The sequence below is a fragment of the Phenylobacterium sp. genome (assembly GCF_041916435.1).
In the GTDB taxonomy this organism is placed as follows: Bacteria; Pseudomonadota; Alphaproteobacteria; order Caulobacterales; family Caulobacteraceae; genus Phenylobacterium.
This window is the reverse complement of the sequence record NZ_JAYRZM010000007.1, coordinates 300,037-315,964: the sequence shown is the minus strand read 5'-3', so window position 1 is coordinate 315,964 and position 15,928 is coordinate 300,037. Positions and strand designations below refer to the sequence as shown.

The window sequence follows — 15,928 nt, the reverse complement described above, 5'->3', positions numbered from 1 at the left end:
GGGCCTAGAGGATCGGCCGCTTGTCGAACCACGGCTTGGCCTGTTCGAGCTGGGCCGCCAACTGGAACAGCATCGCCTCCTGGCCCATCTTGCCGACGAACTGGGTGCCGATCGGCAGGCCGTCGCTGGTCCAGTAGAGCGGCACGCTCATGGCGGGCTGGCCGGTGTTGTTGAAGGCCTGGGTGTTGGGCATGAAGGCGAACAGCCGCTCGGTGTAGCGGCGATAGTCCTCGGTGAGCCAGCCGAGCGGGATCGGCGGGCGGCCCAGGGTCGACAGCAGGAGCACGTCGTAGGCCTGGAAGAAGCTGGCGATGGTGCGGCTGAAGCCGTGCAGGAACTGAAGCGCGCGCACGTACTCCGATCCGGTCACGCCCTTGCCGCGCTTGTACATGGCCATGGTCAGCGGCTCGACCTCGTCCTCGCCGATGGCCGCGCTGCGCCGCTCGGCCTCGGCGTCCAGCAGGGCGGCGATGGAGGCGGCGATCACCGTGCCGGCGGCCTGGCTCATGCCCTGGAAGTCGGCCTGCAGGTTCACCTGCTCCACCTCGTGGCCGAGGGATTCGCAGAGGGCGGCGGAGTCGTAGACGGCCGAGACGCACTCCGGGTCGATCTCGGGGGTCATCAGGCCGGCCGGGGTGAAGGCGATCCTCAGCTTGCCGGGATCCTTTTTCATCTCCTCCAGGAACGGCCGCTCGGGCGGCGCCATGAAGTAGGGATCGCCCGGACGCGGCTGGCAGACCGCATCGAGCAGGGCCGCCGAATCCCGGACCGAACGGGTCACCGCGTGCGCGACCGAAGCGCCGGCCCAGCCCTCGCCCTGCGGCGCGAAGGAGACGCGGCCGCGGGAGGGCTTCATGCCGAACAGGCCGCAGCAGGAGGACGGCGTGCGGATCGAGCCGCCCCCGTCGCTGGCGTGGGCCGCCGGGACGATGCCGGCCGCCACGGCCGCCGCCGCGCCGCCGGACGAGCCGCCGCAGGTGCGGGTCAGGTCCCAGGGATTGCGCGTCGGGCCGAACAGCGCCGGCTCGGTCACCGCGGTGAGACCGAACTCGGGCGTGTTGGTCTTGCCGAAGACGTTCAGGCCGGCCGAGCGGTAGGAGGAGACGATGGCGTTGTCCTCGTTGGCGATGGCGTTCTTGAAGACGCGCGAGCCTTGCGAGGTGACGGTGCCGTGAAGCTGGGCGCCCAGATCCTTCAGGAGGAACGGCACGCCGCCGAAGGGGCCGTGGGCGGGGATGTTGGTCGCCTGTCGCGCGCGCTCGGCGAAGGTGAGGACGACGGCGTTGACCTGCGGATTGACCTCTTCCATGCGCGCCAGGGCCAGGTCCAACAGCTCGCCGGCCGTGACCTCGCCCTTCGCCACAAGCTCGGCCAGGCCGAGGGCGTCGTAGCCGGAATATTCCGCGAAATTCATGCGACTCCTCCCGTGAGACGCCGAAGGGGAGCACAGCCGCGCGCCGAAGCAAACCACCCTTGCAACCCGGATGCTGTATGATCGGTCCCGACACCTGCGCCGAGCGCTGCGGAACCTCGGCGGCCGCCAGCATTGCGGCCAGATGAAAAGCCGAATAACTACAGCGCCGTGCCGGCTTAGCTCAGATGGTAGAGCAACTGATTTGTAATCAGTAGGTCGCGGGTTCGATCCCTGCAGCCGGCGCCATTTACCCGCTTCCGGACGACGATCCGGGCCGCCGCGGCGGGGCGACTTTTCGCCTCGTGCCCAGCCGCTGATCAGGCCAGCGCCCCCACGGCGCGAATCCGCGCAGCCCGCGACAATCGCCGGGCCCGGCGCGGGCCGCCTCTCGCTTTAGCGCCTCGGCCCTGTAGCCCGGAGGATGGGGACAGGCTGGAGCGGACTCTGCACATGGACACCGAACGTCAGGCGCCGACGCGGCGCCAGCTCTTGCACGCGGTCGGCCTGATCGGCGGCTCCGCCGCGATCTACAACATGATGACCGTGCTCGGTCACGCCGAGGAGACGCGCTTCGACGGCCCGCCGAACCTGTCCGGCGCGCGCAAGGGCGCGACGGTGATCGTGCTGGGCGCGGGCCTGGCGGGGATGCTGGCGGCCCACGAGCTGGAGAAGGCCGGCTACAGCGTGCGCATCCTGGAGTACCAGAACCGCGCGGGCGGGCGGAACTGGTCGCTCTACGGCGGCGACAAGTACACCGAGCTCGGCGGCGCGACACAGAACGTGAGCTTCGCGCCGGGCAACTACCTGAACCCGGGCCCGTGGCGCATTCCGCACCACCACCGCACCCTGCTGCACTACTGCAAGGCGTTCGGCGTGGCGCTGGAGCCCTTCATCCAGTTCAACCACAACGCCTATGTGCACAACGCCGACGCCTTCGGCGGCGCGCCGCAGCGCTTCAAGTCGCTGGCGGCGGACTTCGAGGGCAACATCGCCGAGCTGGTCGGCAAGTCGATCGACCAGAAGGGCCTGGACACCCAACTTTCGGCCGAGGACCTGGACCTGTTGAAGGAAGCCCTGCGCGGCTGGGGCATGCTCGACGAGAACATGCGCTACACCAAGGGCCTGCGCTCCTCAAGCCACCGCGGCTACGCCCTGCCCCCCGGCGGCGGCGTGAACGGCGCGCCGCAGCCCTCGGATCTGTTCCCGTTCGACGAGGTGCTGAAGTCGCGGGTGTGGGCGAACATGGCGTTCTTCATGAACGACGAGTTCCAGACCACCATGTTCCAGCCGGTGGGCGGCATGGGCATGATCGGCAAGGCCTTCGCCAAGCAGGTCGGCCACATGGTCACCTTCAACGCCAAGGTCTCGAAGATCTTCCAGGACAAGAAGGGCGTGGCCGTCACCTACACGGACACGGCGACCGGCGCGACGACCACGGCCAAGGCCGACTACTGCGTCTGCACCATCCCGCTGGCGGTGCTGAGCCAGATCGAGACCAACCTGTCGGACGCCAAGCAGGCGGCGATCCAGGCGGTCCCTTACTCCAACTCCGTGAAGATCGGCCTGGAGATGCGCCGGCGCTTCTGGGAGGAAGACTACGCCATCTATGGCGGGCACAGCTTCACCAGCCAGGAGATCGGCCTGATCTCCTATCCCAACAACAACTTCTTCCAGGACGGCCCGGCCGTGCTGCTCGGCGCCTTCGCCAGCGGCATGGGCGGCTACCGCCTGGCCGGCATGACGCCGCAGGAACGGATCGAGGCGGCGCTGGAGCAGGGCTCGGTGTTCCACCCGGACAGCTACCGCAAGGAATTCGTCAGCGGCGCCTCGGTGGCCTGGAACCGGGTGCCCTGGACGCTCGGCTGCTGCGCGCGGTGGAACGAGGAGACCCGCAAGGAGCACTACCAGACCCTGGTGGCCGTGGAGGACCGCATCGTGCTGGCCGGCGAGCACGCCTCCTACGTGGGCTGCTGGATGGAAGGGGCGCTGCTCTCGTCGATCGACGCGATCACCCGCCTGCACAAGCGCGCGCTGGAGGCCTGAGGATGACGCACCGTCTGTTGAACGCCTTCACCCTGGCCGGCGCGCTGGCCCTCGCCGCCACGGCCGCCTCGGCCGACGAGCCCGGCCCCGGCGGGACGCGCCCGGTGGTTCCCAAGACCGGCGAGGAGGTCTACCGCACGGTCTGCCAGGCCTGCCACATGGCCGACGCCAAGGGCGCCCAGGGCGCCGGCGCCTTCCCGGCCCTGGCGGGCAATCCCAGGCTGGCCGCGGCCGCCTATCCCATCGTCATGATCGAGCGCGGCAAGGCCGGCATGCCTTCGTTCAGCGACATGCTGACGCCGGCCCAGGTGGCCGAGGTGGTCGGCTACATCCGCACGCACTTCGGCAACGCCTACGCCGATCCGGTGACCGAGGCCGACGTCCTGAAGTTCGCGCCGAAGACCTCACGCTGAGGTCTCAGGCCGCCTTGGGAGCGTATTTGGCGGCCATCGCCAGCCGTTGGGCGATGTCGTGCACGGTGACCAGGCCGACGAGGTCGCCGCGGTCGACCACCAGCATGCGGACCGCGCCAGTCTGGCGCATGCGCTCGAACACCGCGAAGGCGTCCTCGGCCAGACGCGCCTGAGGCGTCTCGTCCAGCGGGCGGCAGACCTCGCCCAGGGTCGTGCGCGCCCAGGCGTCGCGCGGCGTCTTCAGCAGGTCGGTCGCCTCGATCACGCCTACCAGCCGGTCGCCGTCGACCACCGGATACATGCCGTGGTGGCTGGCGTAGAGCCGCTCCTGGACGAACGCGTCCAGCGTCATGTTCGCGGGCGCGGTCTCGACCTGACGCACCATGACGTCGGAGACCGGATGGCCCGCCAGCTCATGGCGAGCGTCGATGTCGGAGAGCGACGACTGGGCGGCCGTGCGCAGGAACAGGCCGATGAGGATCCACCACAGGCCGCTGGCGACCCCGCCGAACAGCGCCAGCGCCGCGCCGCCGATCATCAGGATCAGGGCGAACCCCATGCCGATGCTCGCCGAGATGCGCGTGGCCCGCTCGGCCTTGCCGGTGGCCATCCAGACGATCGCGCGCATCACGCGTCCGCCGTCCATCGGAAAGGCCGGGATCATGTTGAAGCCCGCGAGCACCCAGTTGAGCGTGGCCAGATAGGCCAGCGCCCCGGCCAGCTCGCGCGCCGCGCCCGCCGCCTGCAGCAGCCCGGCGATCAGGGCGAAGACGAAGCCGAGGACCACGCTCAAGGCCGGGCCGGCCAGCGCCATCAGCAGCTCGGCCCGCGGCGCCTTCGGCTCCTCGTGCAGTTCGGCCACCCCGCCGAACAGGAACAGGGTGATACGGTCCACGGACATGCCGAACGCCCGCCCCACCAAGGTGTGCGCCAGCTCGTGCAGCACGATGGACACGGCCAGGCCGACGACGGCGATCAGCGCCATCAGCCAGTATCCGCTGGCGGGCAGGCCCTTGTAGATCACCGGGAAGGCGCCGGACGCCAGCGACCAGGCGATCAGCAGGGCGACCAGCACCCAGCTCGCATGGACGTTGATCTCCACCCCGAACAGGCGGAAGCGCATCACCGAGCCGCCATGCATTCCGTTCGCCATCGCCGTCTCCTTGCCGGTCCGGCCCGTCGCATGGCGCGGACCCGCCGTCCTTGAGCCCGATCAAGCCCGCGGCGCAGCGGATCAGGCCGGCTCGAACATGCCCAGCAGGAGGCCGACGCGGCCGTCGCCCCACATGGGCAGCAGCAGGCGCTGTCCCTCCTCGCCCTTGAAGAGCGTCGGCGCGCGGCTCTCGACGGTCGCGCTGGCCTGGGACAGCAGGTAGGCGAACGGCGCCGGGAGCTCGACCTCGTCGAGGAACACGCCCTCGAACTCGGCGCCCAGCTTCGCCTTCAGATCGGCGCCCACCATGGCCACGCGGAACCGCTGCGGCTTGTCGAACGCCTCGAGCGTGAAGGCCCAGCCCTCCAGGTCGCCCAGGTCGGCCGGGGCGAGGTCGTCCCAGAAGGGCATGGCGGCCGAGCCCCGCAGCAGTCCCTCCCAATAGGCCCGGGCTCGGGTGAGGTCGGGCGACAGGGTCTTGGGCGCGGCGAAGGGGTGCATAGGTTGCCTCTCTGACGAACTCGCCTTGTGATGGCGCGGCTTGCGCGCGCGCCCCTTGACCGGCGTCAAGGCCGGCGGCGGTCGCGAACGCTCAGGTAGCTCTTATGCAGACGAAAGCCGACGTCGTCACCCTCACGGCGAACCCCGCCCTCGATATCGCCACCAGCGTGGCCAAGGTCGAGTCCGTGAACAAGCTGCGCTGCGAGGCGCCGCGGTTCGATCCGGGCGGCGGCGGGATCAATGTGGCGCGGGTGGTCCACCGGCTCGGGGGTTCGACCCTGGCGGTGTTTCCGTCCGGCGGACCGACGGGCCAGCGGCTGGCGGGCCTGCTTCAGGACGCGGGCGTGCCCACCCGGCCGATCGCGGTGGCCGAGGACACCCGCGAGAGCTTCAATATCACCGACCGGGGCGACGGCGCCGAGTACCGCTTCATCCTGCCCGGGCCGCATCTGACCGAGGCCGAACTCGGCCAGTGCCTGGACGCGGCGCTCGACGCGGCCCACGCCGGCGGCTTCCTGGTGGTCAGCGGCAGCCTGCCGCCGGGCGCGCCGACGACGGTCATCGGCGACCTCGCCCGGCGGGCCAAGGCTGCGGGGCTGCGGCTGGTGGTCGACACCTGGGGGCCGACCCTGGCGGCGGCGCTGGAGGCCGGCGTCCACCTGATCAAGCCGAACCTGCGCGAGCTGTCCGACCACCTGGACCGCGCGTTGCCGGACATGGACACGCGGATGGCGGCCTGCCGCGAGCTGATCGCGGCCGGCCGCACCGAGATGGTGGCGCTGAGCCTGAGCGAGCAAGGCGCCATGCTGGTCACGGCCGAGGAGGCCTGGAGCGTGCCGGCCGCGCCGATCAAGCCGGCCAGCACCGTCGGCGCGGGCGACAGCTTCCTGGCCGGGCTCGTCTGGGCGCTGGGCCAGGGCCGCGAGCCGCGCGACGCGCTGCGCTTCGCCGCGGCGTCCGGGGCGGCCACCCTGCTCTCCCCCGGCACCGAACTCTGCCACCGCGACGACGTCTTCAGGCTGGTGGAGCAGATCGAGCCGTCGCGCCTTGGCTGAGCGCGGCCGGCGTGCGGAGAATGGCGAGCCCCAGGTCGCGATAGCGCGCGGCGGTCTCCAGGTCCTCGGCCTCCACGGCGACGGCGGCGCGCACGCCCGCGCGCAGAGCGGTGAACAGCGGCAGGAGCGCCAGCGCGGCCTCCGGCTCGCCCGCCGCGGCCCAGTAGGTGCGGCGCGCCCGCTCGGCCAGGTCGTCCAGCCCGCAGGCGTGCAGGTCGAGCAGCAGGAAGGCGATGTCGTAGAGCACGTCGGCGGTGGCGAGCGCCGGGTCGAACTCCAGGGCGTCGAACGGCGTGGCGCGCCCCTCGAACAGGCAGATGTTGCGCAGGTGCAGGTCGCCGTGGCCCCGGCGCACCCGGCCGGCCTTGCGGCGCGCCTCGATGAGCGGGCCGAGACGGATCACCTCGTGCTCCAGGCCGGCGAACAGCGGCTCTGACGCCGAGGCGAGGCCCAGGCGCGCGGCGGCCTCAGCCTCCGTCGTCCTCAGGCCGTCGATGATGCGGATGTAGTCGGCGGCATGGCCCGCCTCGGGATGCGGCGGCTGGCGCGCATGGAAGGCGGCGACGGCCCGGGCCGCCTCGTCGATCAAATCGGACGTGAGGGTTCCCGCCTCGGCCATCTGCGAGAACAGCGCGCCATCCGGGAAACGCCGCAGGACGACCAGCCAGTCGAGCGCCGTCCCCTCGCCGCCCACCCGAATTGCTCCGTCGGGGCGGCGGACCAGGGGCTCGACGCCGAGGTAGAGGCCGGGCGCAAGCGCCTGATTGACCGACAGTTCCGCCTCGCAGGCGGCGCGGCGCGCCTGAAGGCTGGACATGTCCGCGAACGGATGGGCCACGGCGCGCTTGAGCTTGTAGACGCGCGTCGCGCTCAGGAACACGTGCGACATGTGGGTGTCGATCCGCCGAAGCGGCGCGCCCTCGCCGCACGCCTCGCCGCTCCGCAGGGCCGCGACGGCCGCGGCCTGGCCCGGCATGACCTCCACGTGCTGGCTCACGGCTCGCCCGCCTCGCGCAGCCGCGCCGCGTCGTCCTCCGGGCTGGAAGGATTGATCGCCATGCCCGAGCCGAGCTCGAAGCCGCCCCACTCCGCCAACTTGGGCGCGATGCGCAGGCGCCAGTGGACGAAGGGCGAGCCGAGATGGGGCCGGCCGGCGCCGTCGAAGGCGAAGTTGTAGGTGGGATCGCCGTGCGCCCGCGCGAGCCGTCGCAGCGTGCGGCGCAGGAGGTGGGCGAACTGCGGCAGGCGCGCGTCGCCCAGCTCGGTGAAACTCGCCTGATGGTCGCGCGGCAGAATCCAGACCTCGCTGGGATGCTCGGCGGCGAAGGGCGAAAGCGCCAGGAAGTCCGGCGTCTCCTCGATCACGCGCGCGCCGTCGGCCAGCTCGGCCGCGATCAGCTCGCAGGTCGGGCAACGGCCGGTGGCCGCGAAGTGCGCCGCGCCGGTCTCGGTCAGGGCGCGCGGCAGGGGCGGCGTCAGGTCCAGGGCCAGCGCCTGGGCGTGGCAGTGGCGCAGCGACGCGCCGCTATGGGTTCCGTGATTGCGGAAGAGGACCACCGCCTCGACGCCGGGCCGCGACAGCAGCCAGCGCATCCGGTCGCGATAGACCCGCACGACGGCCTCGACCTGGGGGTCGTCCATCCGGGTCAGGTCATCGTCATGCACCGGGCTTTCGACGATCACCTCGTGCAGCCCGCCGGCCGGCCGCGCGCCGGGACCGGCCGCGCCCCTCGCCGCACCCGGGGCGTCCACGGCGGGAAACTTGTTGGGCACGACCCGCACCCGCCAGCCCGGCGCGCCCTCCACGACGACCTCGTCGATCACGCCCGGCAGGAGCGCCTCCGAACCGGGACAGAACGGGCATTGCGGATCGAACCTGAGCGACGTGCGCGCCGGCTCGGCGAGGTTGGCGTCGGCGCCCGGCCGGCCGCGGCGTCCGGGCGCTACGATCACCAGGCGGCCGGAGGTGCGATCCTGGCGAAGTTCGCTCAACGGACGGGCTGTTCTGCGATCCACGCCTTGGCTTGATCCATCTCTGCGAGGCGGAAGGTCCTGACCTTGCCCGGCGTCAGGAAGCCGAAGGCCTGAACCCCGAAGGCGATCCACGAGATATCGGTGACCACGGCGATCCGCTCCCACTGGGTCAGATGGGCGAAGCCCACCCTGGCGTCCTCGAACATCGCGCCGGGCTCGACCCCGGCGAAGTCCTTGTCGATCCGGTACAGCAACCGGAGCCCGGCGTTGTCGCGCGCGGCCTCCTCGATCGCCGGCTCCAACACCTGGCGGTAGTCCAAGGCGGTCAACAGGCCGCCGCAGGTGAACGCGAGGACTTCCGGCGGGAAATCCTTGAGCTGCTCGATCATCGACGCCTCCCTTCGCGCGATGCCCGCCCAGATTCGAAGCTTAACCTCGTCTCACGGTCCGGCGCACCCCCTCCAGCGTGGCCTCGCGCGCGGCCACGCGCTGTTTGACCGTCAGGAAGCTGTCGGGGCTCACCGACATGGAATCGATGCCGCAATCGACGAGGAACTCGGCGAACTCGGGATGGTCGCTGGGCGCCTGGCCGCACAGGCCCACCTTGGCCCCGACGGCGTGGGCCTCGGTGATGACGCTGGAGATCATCCATTTCACCGCCTCGTCCTGTTCGTCGAACAGGCCGGCCAGCTCGGCGGAATCGCGGTCCACGCCCAGGGTGAGCTGGGTCAGGTCGTTGCTGCCGATGGAGAAGCCGTCGAACCGCTTGGCGAATTCCTTGGCCAGGATCACGTTCGACGGGATCTCGCACATCACATAGACCTGCAGCCCGTCTTCGCCACGCTTCAGGCCGTTGTCGGCCATCACGCCCAGGACGCGGTCGGCCTCGGCGACGGACCGGCAAAAGGGGATCATGACCACGACGTTGGTGAAGCCCATCTCCTTGCGCAGGCGCCGGATGGCCGCGCACTCCAGGGCGAAGCCCTCGCGGTAGCGCGGCGAGTAGTAGCGCGAGGCCCCGCGGAACCCGAGCATCGGGTTCTCCTCCTTGGGCTCGAACTCGGCCCCGCCGACCAGACCGGCGTACTCGTTGGTCTTGAAATCGCTCATGCGCACGATGACCGGGTTCGGATGCGAGGCCGCGGCGATCTGGGCCAAGCCGCGGGTCAGGCGGTCGACGAAGTACTCGGTGCGGTCGGCTTCGTAGCCCCGCGTCAGCTCGGCGATCTGCGCCCTGGCCGCTTCGTCCTTGAGCGTGTCGAACTTCACCAGGGCCATCGGATGGACCTTGATGTGGTTGTTGATCACGAACTCCATGCGGGCCAGGCCGACGCCGTCGGCCGGCATGCGCCACCAGCGGGCCGCGGCGGCCGGATTGGCCATGTTCAGCATCACCTTGGTGCGGGTCGCGGGCGCGGCGGCGACGTCGATGTCGCGGCTTTCGATCTCGGCCGCGCCCTCGTAGACGAAGCCCTCCTCGCCCTCGGCGCAGGAGACGGTGATCTCCTGCTGGTCGTGCAGCACCCGCGTGGCGTCGCCGGCCCCCACCACCGCCGGCAGGCCCAACTCGCGGCTGACGATCGCCGCGTGCGACGTGCGCCCGCCCTGGTCGGTGACGATGGCGGCCGCGCGCTTCATGATCGGCACCCAGTCCGGATCGGTAGTGCGGGTCACCAGCACCGAGCCGTCGACGAAGCGGTCGATGTCGCGGGGACTGTCGATCAGGCAGACCCGGCCGGTCACGGCCGCATCGCCGACGCTGAGCCCGGAGACCAGCAGACGGCCCTTGGAGCCGACGCGATAGGTGCGCAGAAGCGCCCCGCCCCGCCGGGACTGCACCGTCTCCGGCCGCGCCTGGACGATGGAAAGCTCGCCGGTCAGGCCGTCCTTGGCCCACTCCATGTCCATGGGGCGGCCGTAGTGGTCTTCGATCACGCAGGCCCAGCGGGCCAGCTGCAGGATTTCCCCATCGCTGAGGACGAACGCCTCCTGTTCGGCGCGCGAGGTCGGCACGTTGCGGGTCGGCCGCTCCTCGCCCGTGGCGTAGATCATCTTCTGGGCCTTGCCGCCGAGGGTTTTCTCGATGATCGGCGTCAGGCCCTCGTCGTCCAGGAACGGCTTGAAGACCGCGTACTCGTCGGGATTGACCGCCCCCTGCACCACGTTCTCACCGAGGCCCCAGGCGGCGTTGATCAGCACGACCTTGTCAAAGCCGGTCTCGGTGTCGATGGAGAACATCACGCCCGCCCCGCCGAGATCAGAGCGGATCATCAACTGCACCCCCACCGACAGGGCCACCTTCATGTGGTCGAAGCCCTTGGCCTGGCGATAGGCGATGGCCCGGTCGGTGAACAGCGAGGCGTAGCAGCGGCGGCAGGCGCTGAGCAGCGCCTCCTCGCCGCGGATGTTGAGGAAGGTCTCCTGCTGGCCGGCGAAGCTGGCGTCGGGCAGGTCCTCGGCCGTGGCGCTGGAGCGCACGGCCACGTCCACGTCGGCGCGCCCGGCCCGGCGGCAAAGCTCCCGATAGGCTTCGACGAGCGCCTTGGCCGTATCCTCGGGCCAGTCGCCGCGCAGCATGGCGGCGCGCACCGCCGCGCCGGTCTCGGCCAGGCTCGCCTTGCCGGAAGCCAGATCGGCGAACGCCGCGTTCAGGCGCTCGCGCAGGCCGTTGGCGTCGATGAATCGCCAATAGGCGTCGGCGGTGGTCGCGAAGCCGCCGGGCACGCGCACGCCCTTGGAGGCCAGGGCGCCCACCATCTCGCCGAGGGAGGCGTTCTTGCCTCCCACCTTGGGCACGTCGCCTCGCGCCAGTTCCTCGAACCACAGCACTTGCGAGGATTGCATGACTGGAGCCTCCCTTCTCAACTAGGCGCTCGCGCCGCTCAACAGGTGGAATTCGGTGCGGAACGAGCCGATCAGGTCCAGCCATTCCTCCATCAGCCGGCTCATGAGGAAGTGGCGGCGAACGCTCTCCTGGGCCGCGTCGCCGAGCCGCTTGGCCAGCTCGCGGTCCTTCAGCAAGAGGACGATCCGGTCGGCGGCCTCCTCGATCGAGCCGACCAGGAAGCCGTTCACCCCGTCCTCGATCTGCCGTCGGATGCCGCCGGCGCGGCCGCCGATGACCGCCGCGCCCTTCCACATGGCCTCGGTGACCGTCAGGCCGAAGCCTTCGCGGATCGACTTCTGCAGCACCACGGCCGCGCGCCGCTGCAGCGCGTTGACCAGGGCCGAGTCCTGCACCGACAGGATGATGATGCGGTCGTCCGCGCAGTCGCACAGGCTGGCGAACACCTCCTGGCCTTCCGGATCGTCGGTCGCGACGTTGCCCACCAGCACCAGCCGGCAATCGACCTGGGTGCGGGCGAGCTTCACCGCATCGATCACCCCGTGCGGATCCTTCCACTTGTCGAAGCGCGAGACCTGCACGACCAGCGGCAGGTCGGTGGGAATGCCGTAGCGGCTCAGGCGCTCGTCGATCTCGCTGTCCGACAGCGCCTTGTTGGTGGTCGAGAAGGGGTTGATGGCCGGGGTGATGAACCGCTGCGGCGTTGTCAGCTTCTGAGCGTACTCCGGCAGCGAGAAGACAACGGCGTCGTATTCCTCCACAAACGGCGACAGATAGGACCATAGCCCCGGGTTGGGACGCGACATGTCCACGTGGCAGCGCCAGATCCACGGCGCGCGCCGGCGGTAGTGGCGGATCAGCGGCAGGGGCTGGGGGTCGTGCACGATGACCACGTCGTGGTCGATGTGGTTGCGAACCGAGTTCTCGTAGGCGACCTCCTCGTAGATCTGCGTCTTGAGGTCGGTCATCTCTATGTCCGCGCCCTGAAGAGCGTTGTGCATCTTCTTGGTGACGCTGAAGAAATCGGGACGCCCCTGGATCACGCGCCAGCCGGTCTTGATGCCCGCCGCGTTCATCAGCAGCGTCAGTGAGGCCAGGATCTCGGCCACCCCGCCGCCGTAGTAGGTGGAGTTGACGTTCAGCACGTGGACGTCGTGCAGGCGTTCGGCCTTGGCGAGAATCCGCTCGACCGCCTGCTCGCCGATCAGGGCCCGGTAGTCCTCCAGCGAGGTCAACGTGAGCGCCGGGTCGGCGGCGGGGCTTGCAGGGTCAGCCATCGGGCGGTCTCCACGATGCGGCCGCGCGAGGCGCCGACGCGGCCCCGGCGAGGCGGGAAACGCGCGACGCTGCGCATTGGTTCGGCTTGCCGGACGAGCCTGTCGGATCGATCCCGGCCGGGCGTTGACCGAGGTCAAGCCTGGCCCGGCTAGGCGCTTCCTTCCTGCAGCGCTTCGGCTCCCGCGGCCAGTTCGATGATTTCGGTGGTGATTTCCGACTGCCGAAGCTGGCGCTCACGATCCGTGAGCGTGGAGAGCTTGGCCTCGATGTTGGTCTTGGCCCCGGCCATCTCCAGAACGCGCGCCTCGTTCTCGGCGGCGAAGGCGTGCATCGCCGCCTCGCAGAGCTGGGCGTAGACGTATTCGGTGGCCAGGCGCTCCAGGAGGGTCGCCGGCTGCAGGTCGATCAGGGGCGGCTGGTTGCGGTTTGGCGGCGAGAAGCGCTCGAAGTCCAGCGGCAGCAGCGACTGGCTCACCACCTCCACCTGCCCCGCCGCAGCGCTCTTCGGATGGATGATGTCCACCCTGACGAGCTGGTCCTCCTCGATCCGCTGATAGAGCGCCTCGGCCAGCCGGTCGGCCAGCGAGGGCACGGCGGCCGCGTGCGTGGCCATGGCGGACGCCCAGTCGACCTTCAGCCCCCGCTCCTCGGCGACCACCGAGCCGCGGCTTCCCACCAGCAGCACCACCGTGTCCGGCGCCAGCGCGCCCGCCGCGTCCAGCACCCGCTGGCTGAACGCGCCGGCGAAGCCCTGCTCGGCGCAGAACAGGATCAGGCCGCGCCGCGCGCCGTCGTGGGGCGCAGGCGCCGGCGGCTCCCCGCCGAGAAGGGTCAGGGCTTCGCCGATGCCACGGGAGACGACCTCGGTGTAGGCCTCCACGCCGGGCAGCATCGACCGACCGTTCTGGGCGCGCGAGGCGGCGATCCCGCGCATGGCGGCGACCACGGCGTCGAGCTGGCGCACATTCTCGATCTGGGCGACGAGATCGGCCAGCCGTTCGGCCATCAGCCGGCCCCCTGACCTGACGCCAGGCCGCTCGCCAAGGTCTTGAGCGCATCGACGAGTTGCGCGCGCGGCGCGTCCTTCAGCTCGCCCGTCTCGTGGATCTGCTTCACGGCCTCGGCGGCGAAGCGGTCGATGTGGGCCGGCAGGGATTCGCGGAAGCGGCCGACCTGGTCCAAGGCGATCTGGTCGACGAGACCCTCCTGCAGGGCCAGGACGAGCGCCACCTCGTCGGCCAGCCGCAGCGGCGCGTACTGGGGCTGGCTGAGCACCGCGCGGATGCGCCGGCCGCGCTCGATCCGCGCCTTGACCTTGGGATCGGCCACCGCGCCGAAGCGGGTGAAGACCTCCAGCTCCAGGAACTGGGCGTAGTCGAGCCTGAGGCTCTCGGCCGCTTCGCGCAGGGCCGGCGCCTGGGTCTTGCCCCCCACGCGGCTGACGCTGACGCTGATGTCGACGGCCGGCTTCTGGCCCTCGGCGAACAGGCGCTCGTCGAGCACGATCTGGCCGTCTGTGATGGAGATCAGGTTGGTGGGGATGTAGGCGCTGAGATTGCCGGCGTTCAGCTCGGCGATCGGCAGGGCCGTGAGCGAGCCGCCGCCCCTGGCCGCCGACAGCTTGGCCGCGCGCTCCAGCAGCCTGGCGTGCACGTGGAAGACGTCGCCCGGATAGGCTTCGCGCCCCGGCGGCTGGCGGGTCAGGAGCGCGATCTCGCGGTGGGTGGCCGCGTGCTTGGTCATGTCGTCGACGACCACTAGGGCGTGCTGGCCGCGATCGCGGAAATATTCGGCCATGGTGAAGGCCGAGAACGGGGCGATCCATTGCAGGCCGGGCGGGCTGGAGGCGCCGGCGACCATGAAGATGCAGCGCTCCGGCGCGCCGTGCGCGCGCACGGCGTCGATCACCCGCCGCACGGTCGAGGACTTCTGTCCCACGGCCACGTAGACGCAGATGATGTCGCTGGACTTCTGGTTGATGATGCAGTCGACGGCCGCCGCGGTCTTGCCGATGGCGCGGTCGCCAATGATCAGTTCGCGCTGGCCGCGCCCCAGGGCGAACAGGGCGTCGATCACCAGAAGGCCGGTCTGCACCGGCTCGTTGACGAAGTCGCGGTCGATGATCGGCGGGGCGGGCTGCTCGATCGCCCGGACATCCTCGGCCGCGATGGGCTGGCCGCCATCAAGCGGCCGTCCCAGGGGATCGACCACGCGGCCCAGCAGCGCCTCGCCCACGGGGGCGCGGACCACGTCGCCGCTGCCGCGAACCAGGTCGCCGGCCTCGACGCCGGCCGCGTCGTCGAGCAGCACGCACTCGAGCGCCTCGCGCTCCAGGCTGAGCACGAAGCCGACCTGCCCCCGCTCGAAGCGCACCAGCTCGTCCAGCCGCGCCTCAGGCAGGCCGAGGACTCGGGCCACGCCGTCGGCCACGGCCTCGACCCGGCCCACCTGATCGACCCTCGGCGCGGGCTCGGTCCGCCCGACGCGCCCGCGCGCGTCGGTCAGCCAGTCGTCAAGCTTGGCCCGGGCGTCCGTCACCGCTCAACTCCTTGTCCATCGCCTCAAGATCGGCGCGCCAGCTATTGAGAATGATCAGGTTCACGCCGTGCAGCTCGACCCCGGCGATCAGCGCCTCGTCGGTCGTGAACCGGCATGGCGTGCCCTCGCCGAACGCCTTGTCGACCGCCGCGCGCACGCGGTCGGCCTGAGCCTTGGTCAACGGGACGGCGCTGACGACCTCGACATCCTCCTTGGTTCCGTCCACCGGCGCCTGCTTCGCCAGCGCCTCGCCCAGGGCGTCGACGAACGCGGCCTGGACGCTGGCGGGCGGCAGCCGGCCGAGCAGCCGCCTGGCGATGTCCACGGACAGCTTTCCCGCGCTCGCCAGGATCGCCTGGTCGGCGGCGGCGCGCTCCTGGGCGATCAGGGCCTCGGCCTCCTGGCGGCGCTTGTCCGCCTCGCCCCTGGCCTTTTCGACGAGGTCAGCCTTGGTCGTCTCGGCCGCGGCGCGGGCTTCGTCCAGCAGCCGCTGGCGCTGGGCGTCGACATCGCCGAGCGCCTTGTCGGCCTCGGCCTTGGCGCTGGCGGCGGCCGCGCGATCGGCCTTGGCGTCGTCCAGCAGCGCCTTGGCCGCCGCCTGGCGCTTGGCCAGGATGTCGGCCACCGGCCGGAAGAAGAAGCGGGCGAGAATCCAGACGAGGATCAGCGCATTGATCGTCTGGATCGCCAGCGTGGACCAGTTGAGCTGCATCG

General features: G+C 70.7%; 14 protein-coding genes and 1 tRNA gene. 4 read left to right on the top strand and 11 right to left on the bottom strand.

The genetic code is table 11. The features are described from left to right. Positions 1-4: 4 nt before the first annotated feature. Positions 5-1,414 (bottom strand): amidase, encoded by a 1,410-nt coding sequence (locus ACE3TA_RS20845; protein WP_374576262.1) that lies wholly within the window; start codon positions 1,412-1,414, stop codon positions 5-7. 170 nt (positions 1,415-1,584) lie between these two features. On the opposite strand from ACE3TA_RS20845, the gene ACE3TA_RS20840 reads away from it, so the two are divergent. The 3 genes from ACE3TA_RS20840 (at position 1,585) to ACE3TA_RS20830 (ending at position 3,870) form a co-directional block, all read left to right on the top strand. Continuing rightward, a tRNA-Thr gene (locus ACE3TA_RS20840) sits at positions 1,585-1,660 on the top strand. Between the two features lie 204 nt (positions 1,661-1,864). Further along, entirely contained in the window at positions 1,865-3,457 is a 1,593-nt protein-coding gene (locus tag ACE3TA_RS20835) for a flavin monoamine oxidase family protein (RefSeq protein WP_374576261.1), read from the top strand. Positions 3,458-3,459: 2 nt separating this feature from the next. Then, positions 3,460-3,870 (top strand): cytochrome c, encoded by a 411-nt coding sequence (locus ACE3TA_RS20830; protein ID WP_374576260.1) that lies wholly within the window; start codon positions 3,460-3,462, stop codon positions 3,868-3,870. A 4-nt stretch (positions 3,871-3,874) separates the two neighbouring features. Here ACE3TA_RS20830 and ACE3TA_RS20825 read toward each other — a convergent pair whose 3' ends face one another. Together ACE3TA_RS20825 and ACE3TA_RS20820 are read right to left on the bottom strand one after the other, a co-directional pair. Beyond that, complete coding sequence (locus ACE3TA_RS20825; RefSeq protein WP_374576259.1) at positions 3,875-5,023, bottom strand: site-2 protease family protein; 1,149 nt, start codon at positions 5,021-5,023, stop codon at positions 3,875-3,877. Positions 5,024-5,104: 81 nt separating this feature from the next. Further along, entirely contained in the window at positions 5,105-5,524 is a 420-nt protein-coding gene (locus ACE3TA_RS20820; protein ID WP_374576258.1) for a hypothetical protein, read from the bottom strand. Positions 5,525-5,628: 104 nt separating this feature from the next. On the opposite strand from ACE3TA_RS20820, the gene ACE3TA_RS20815 reads away from it, so the two are divergent. Further along, positions 5,629-6,579 carry a 1-phosphofructokinase family hexose kinase gene (locus tag ACE3TA_RS20815; protein ID WP_374576257.1) on the top strand — a complete coding sequence of 317 codons (951 nt, stop codon included), beginning with the start codon at positions 5,629-5,631 and terminating at the stop codon, positions 6,577-6,579. Here the strand turns inward: ACE3TA_RS20815 and ACE3TA_RS20810 are convergent. The 8 genes from ACE3TA_RS20810 to ACE3TA_RS20775 all read right to left on the bottom strand — a co-directional run bounded on the left by ACE3TA_RS20810 (position 6,539) and on the right by ACE3TA_RS20775 (position 15,926). Next, positions 6,539-7,576 carry a hypothetical protein gene (locus tag ACE3TA_RS20810; RefSeq protein ID WP_374576256.1) on the bottom strand — a complete coding sequence of 346 codons (1,038 nt, stop codon included), beginning with the start codon at positions 7,574-7,576 and terminating at the stop codon, positions 6,539-6,541. The two genes, ACE3TA_RS20815 and ACE3TA_RS20810, sit on opposite strands and share 41 nt — an antisense overlap. Further along, positions 7,573-8,571, bottom strand: a complete 999-nt coding sequence (locus ACE3TA_RS20805) for a DUF4931 domain-containing protein (RefSeq protein WP_374576255.1) — start codon at positions 8,569-8,571, stop codon at positions 7,573-7,575. The genes ACE3TA_RS20810 and ACE3TA_RS20805 overlap by 4 nt, the downstream gene beginning before the upstream one ends. After that, positions 8,568-8,942 carry an STAS/SEC14 domain-containing protein gene (locus tag ACE3TA_RS20800; RefSeq protein ID WP_374576254.1) on the bottom strand — a complete coding sequence of 125 codons (375 nt, stop codon included), beginning with the start codon at positions 8,940-8,942 and terminating at the stop codon, positions 8,568-8,570. The genes ACE3TA_RS20805 and ACE3TA_RS20800 overlap by 4 nt, the downstream gene beginning before the upstream one ends. Before the next feature lie 40 nt (positions 8,943-8,982). Continuing rightward, a complete protein-coding gene (gene ppsA, locus ACE3TA_RS20795; protein ID WP_374576253.1) occupies positions 8,983-11,397 on the bottom strand; it encodes a phosphoenolpyruvate synthase in 2,415 nt (804 codons plus the stop codon). A 21-nt stretch (positions 11,398-11,418) separates the two neighbouring features. After that, positions 11,419-12,675, bottom strand: a complete 1,257-nt coding sequence (locus ACE3TA_RS20790; protein ID WP_374576252.1) for a glycosyltransferase — start codon at positions 12,673-12,675, stop codon at positions 11,419-11,421. 149 nt (positions 12,676-12,824) lie between these two features. Beyond that, complete coding sequence (locus ACE3TA_RS20785) at positions 12,825-13,682, bottom strand: F0F1 ATP synthase subunit gamma (RefSeq protein ID WP_374576251.1); 858 nt, start codon at positions 13,680-13,682, stop codon at positions 12,825-12,827. Beyond that, positions 13,682-15,214: a F0F1 ATP synthase subunit alpha gene (locus ACE3TA_RS20780; RefSeq protein ID WP_374576250.1), complete on the bottom strand. Its 1,533-nt coding sequence runs from the start codon at positions 15,212-15,214 to the stop codon at positions 13,682-13,684. Before ACE3TA_RS20780 ends, ACE3TA_RS20785 begins: the two co-directional genes overlap by 1 nt. Next, on the bottom strand, positions 15,189-15,926 hold the full coding sequence (locus ACE3TA_RS20775; RefSeq protein ID WP_374576249.1) for a F0F1 ATP synthase subunit delta: 738 nt from the start codon (positions 15,924-15,926) through the stop codon (positions 15,189-15,191). Before ACE3TA_RS20775 ends, ACE3TA_RS20780 begins: the two co-directional genes overlap by 26 nt. Positions 15,927-15,928: the final 2 nt, after the last annotated feature.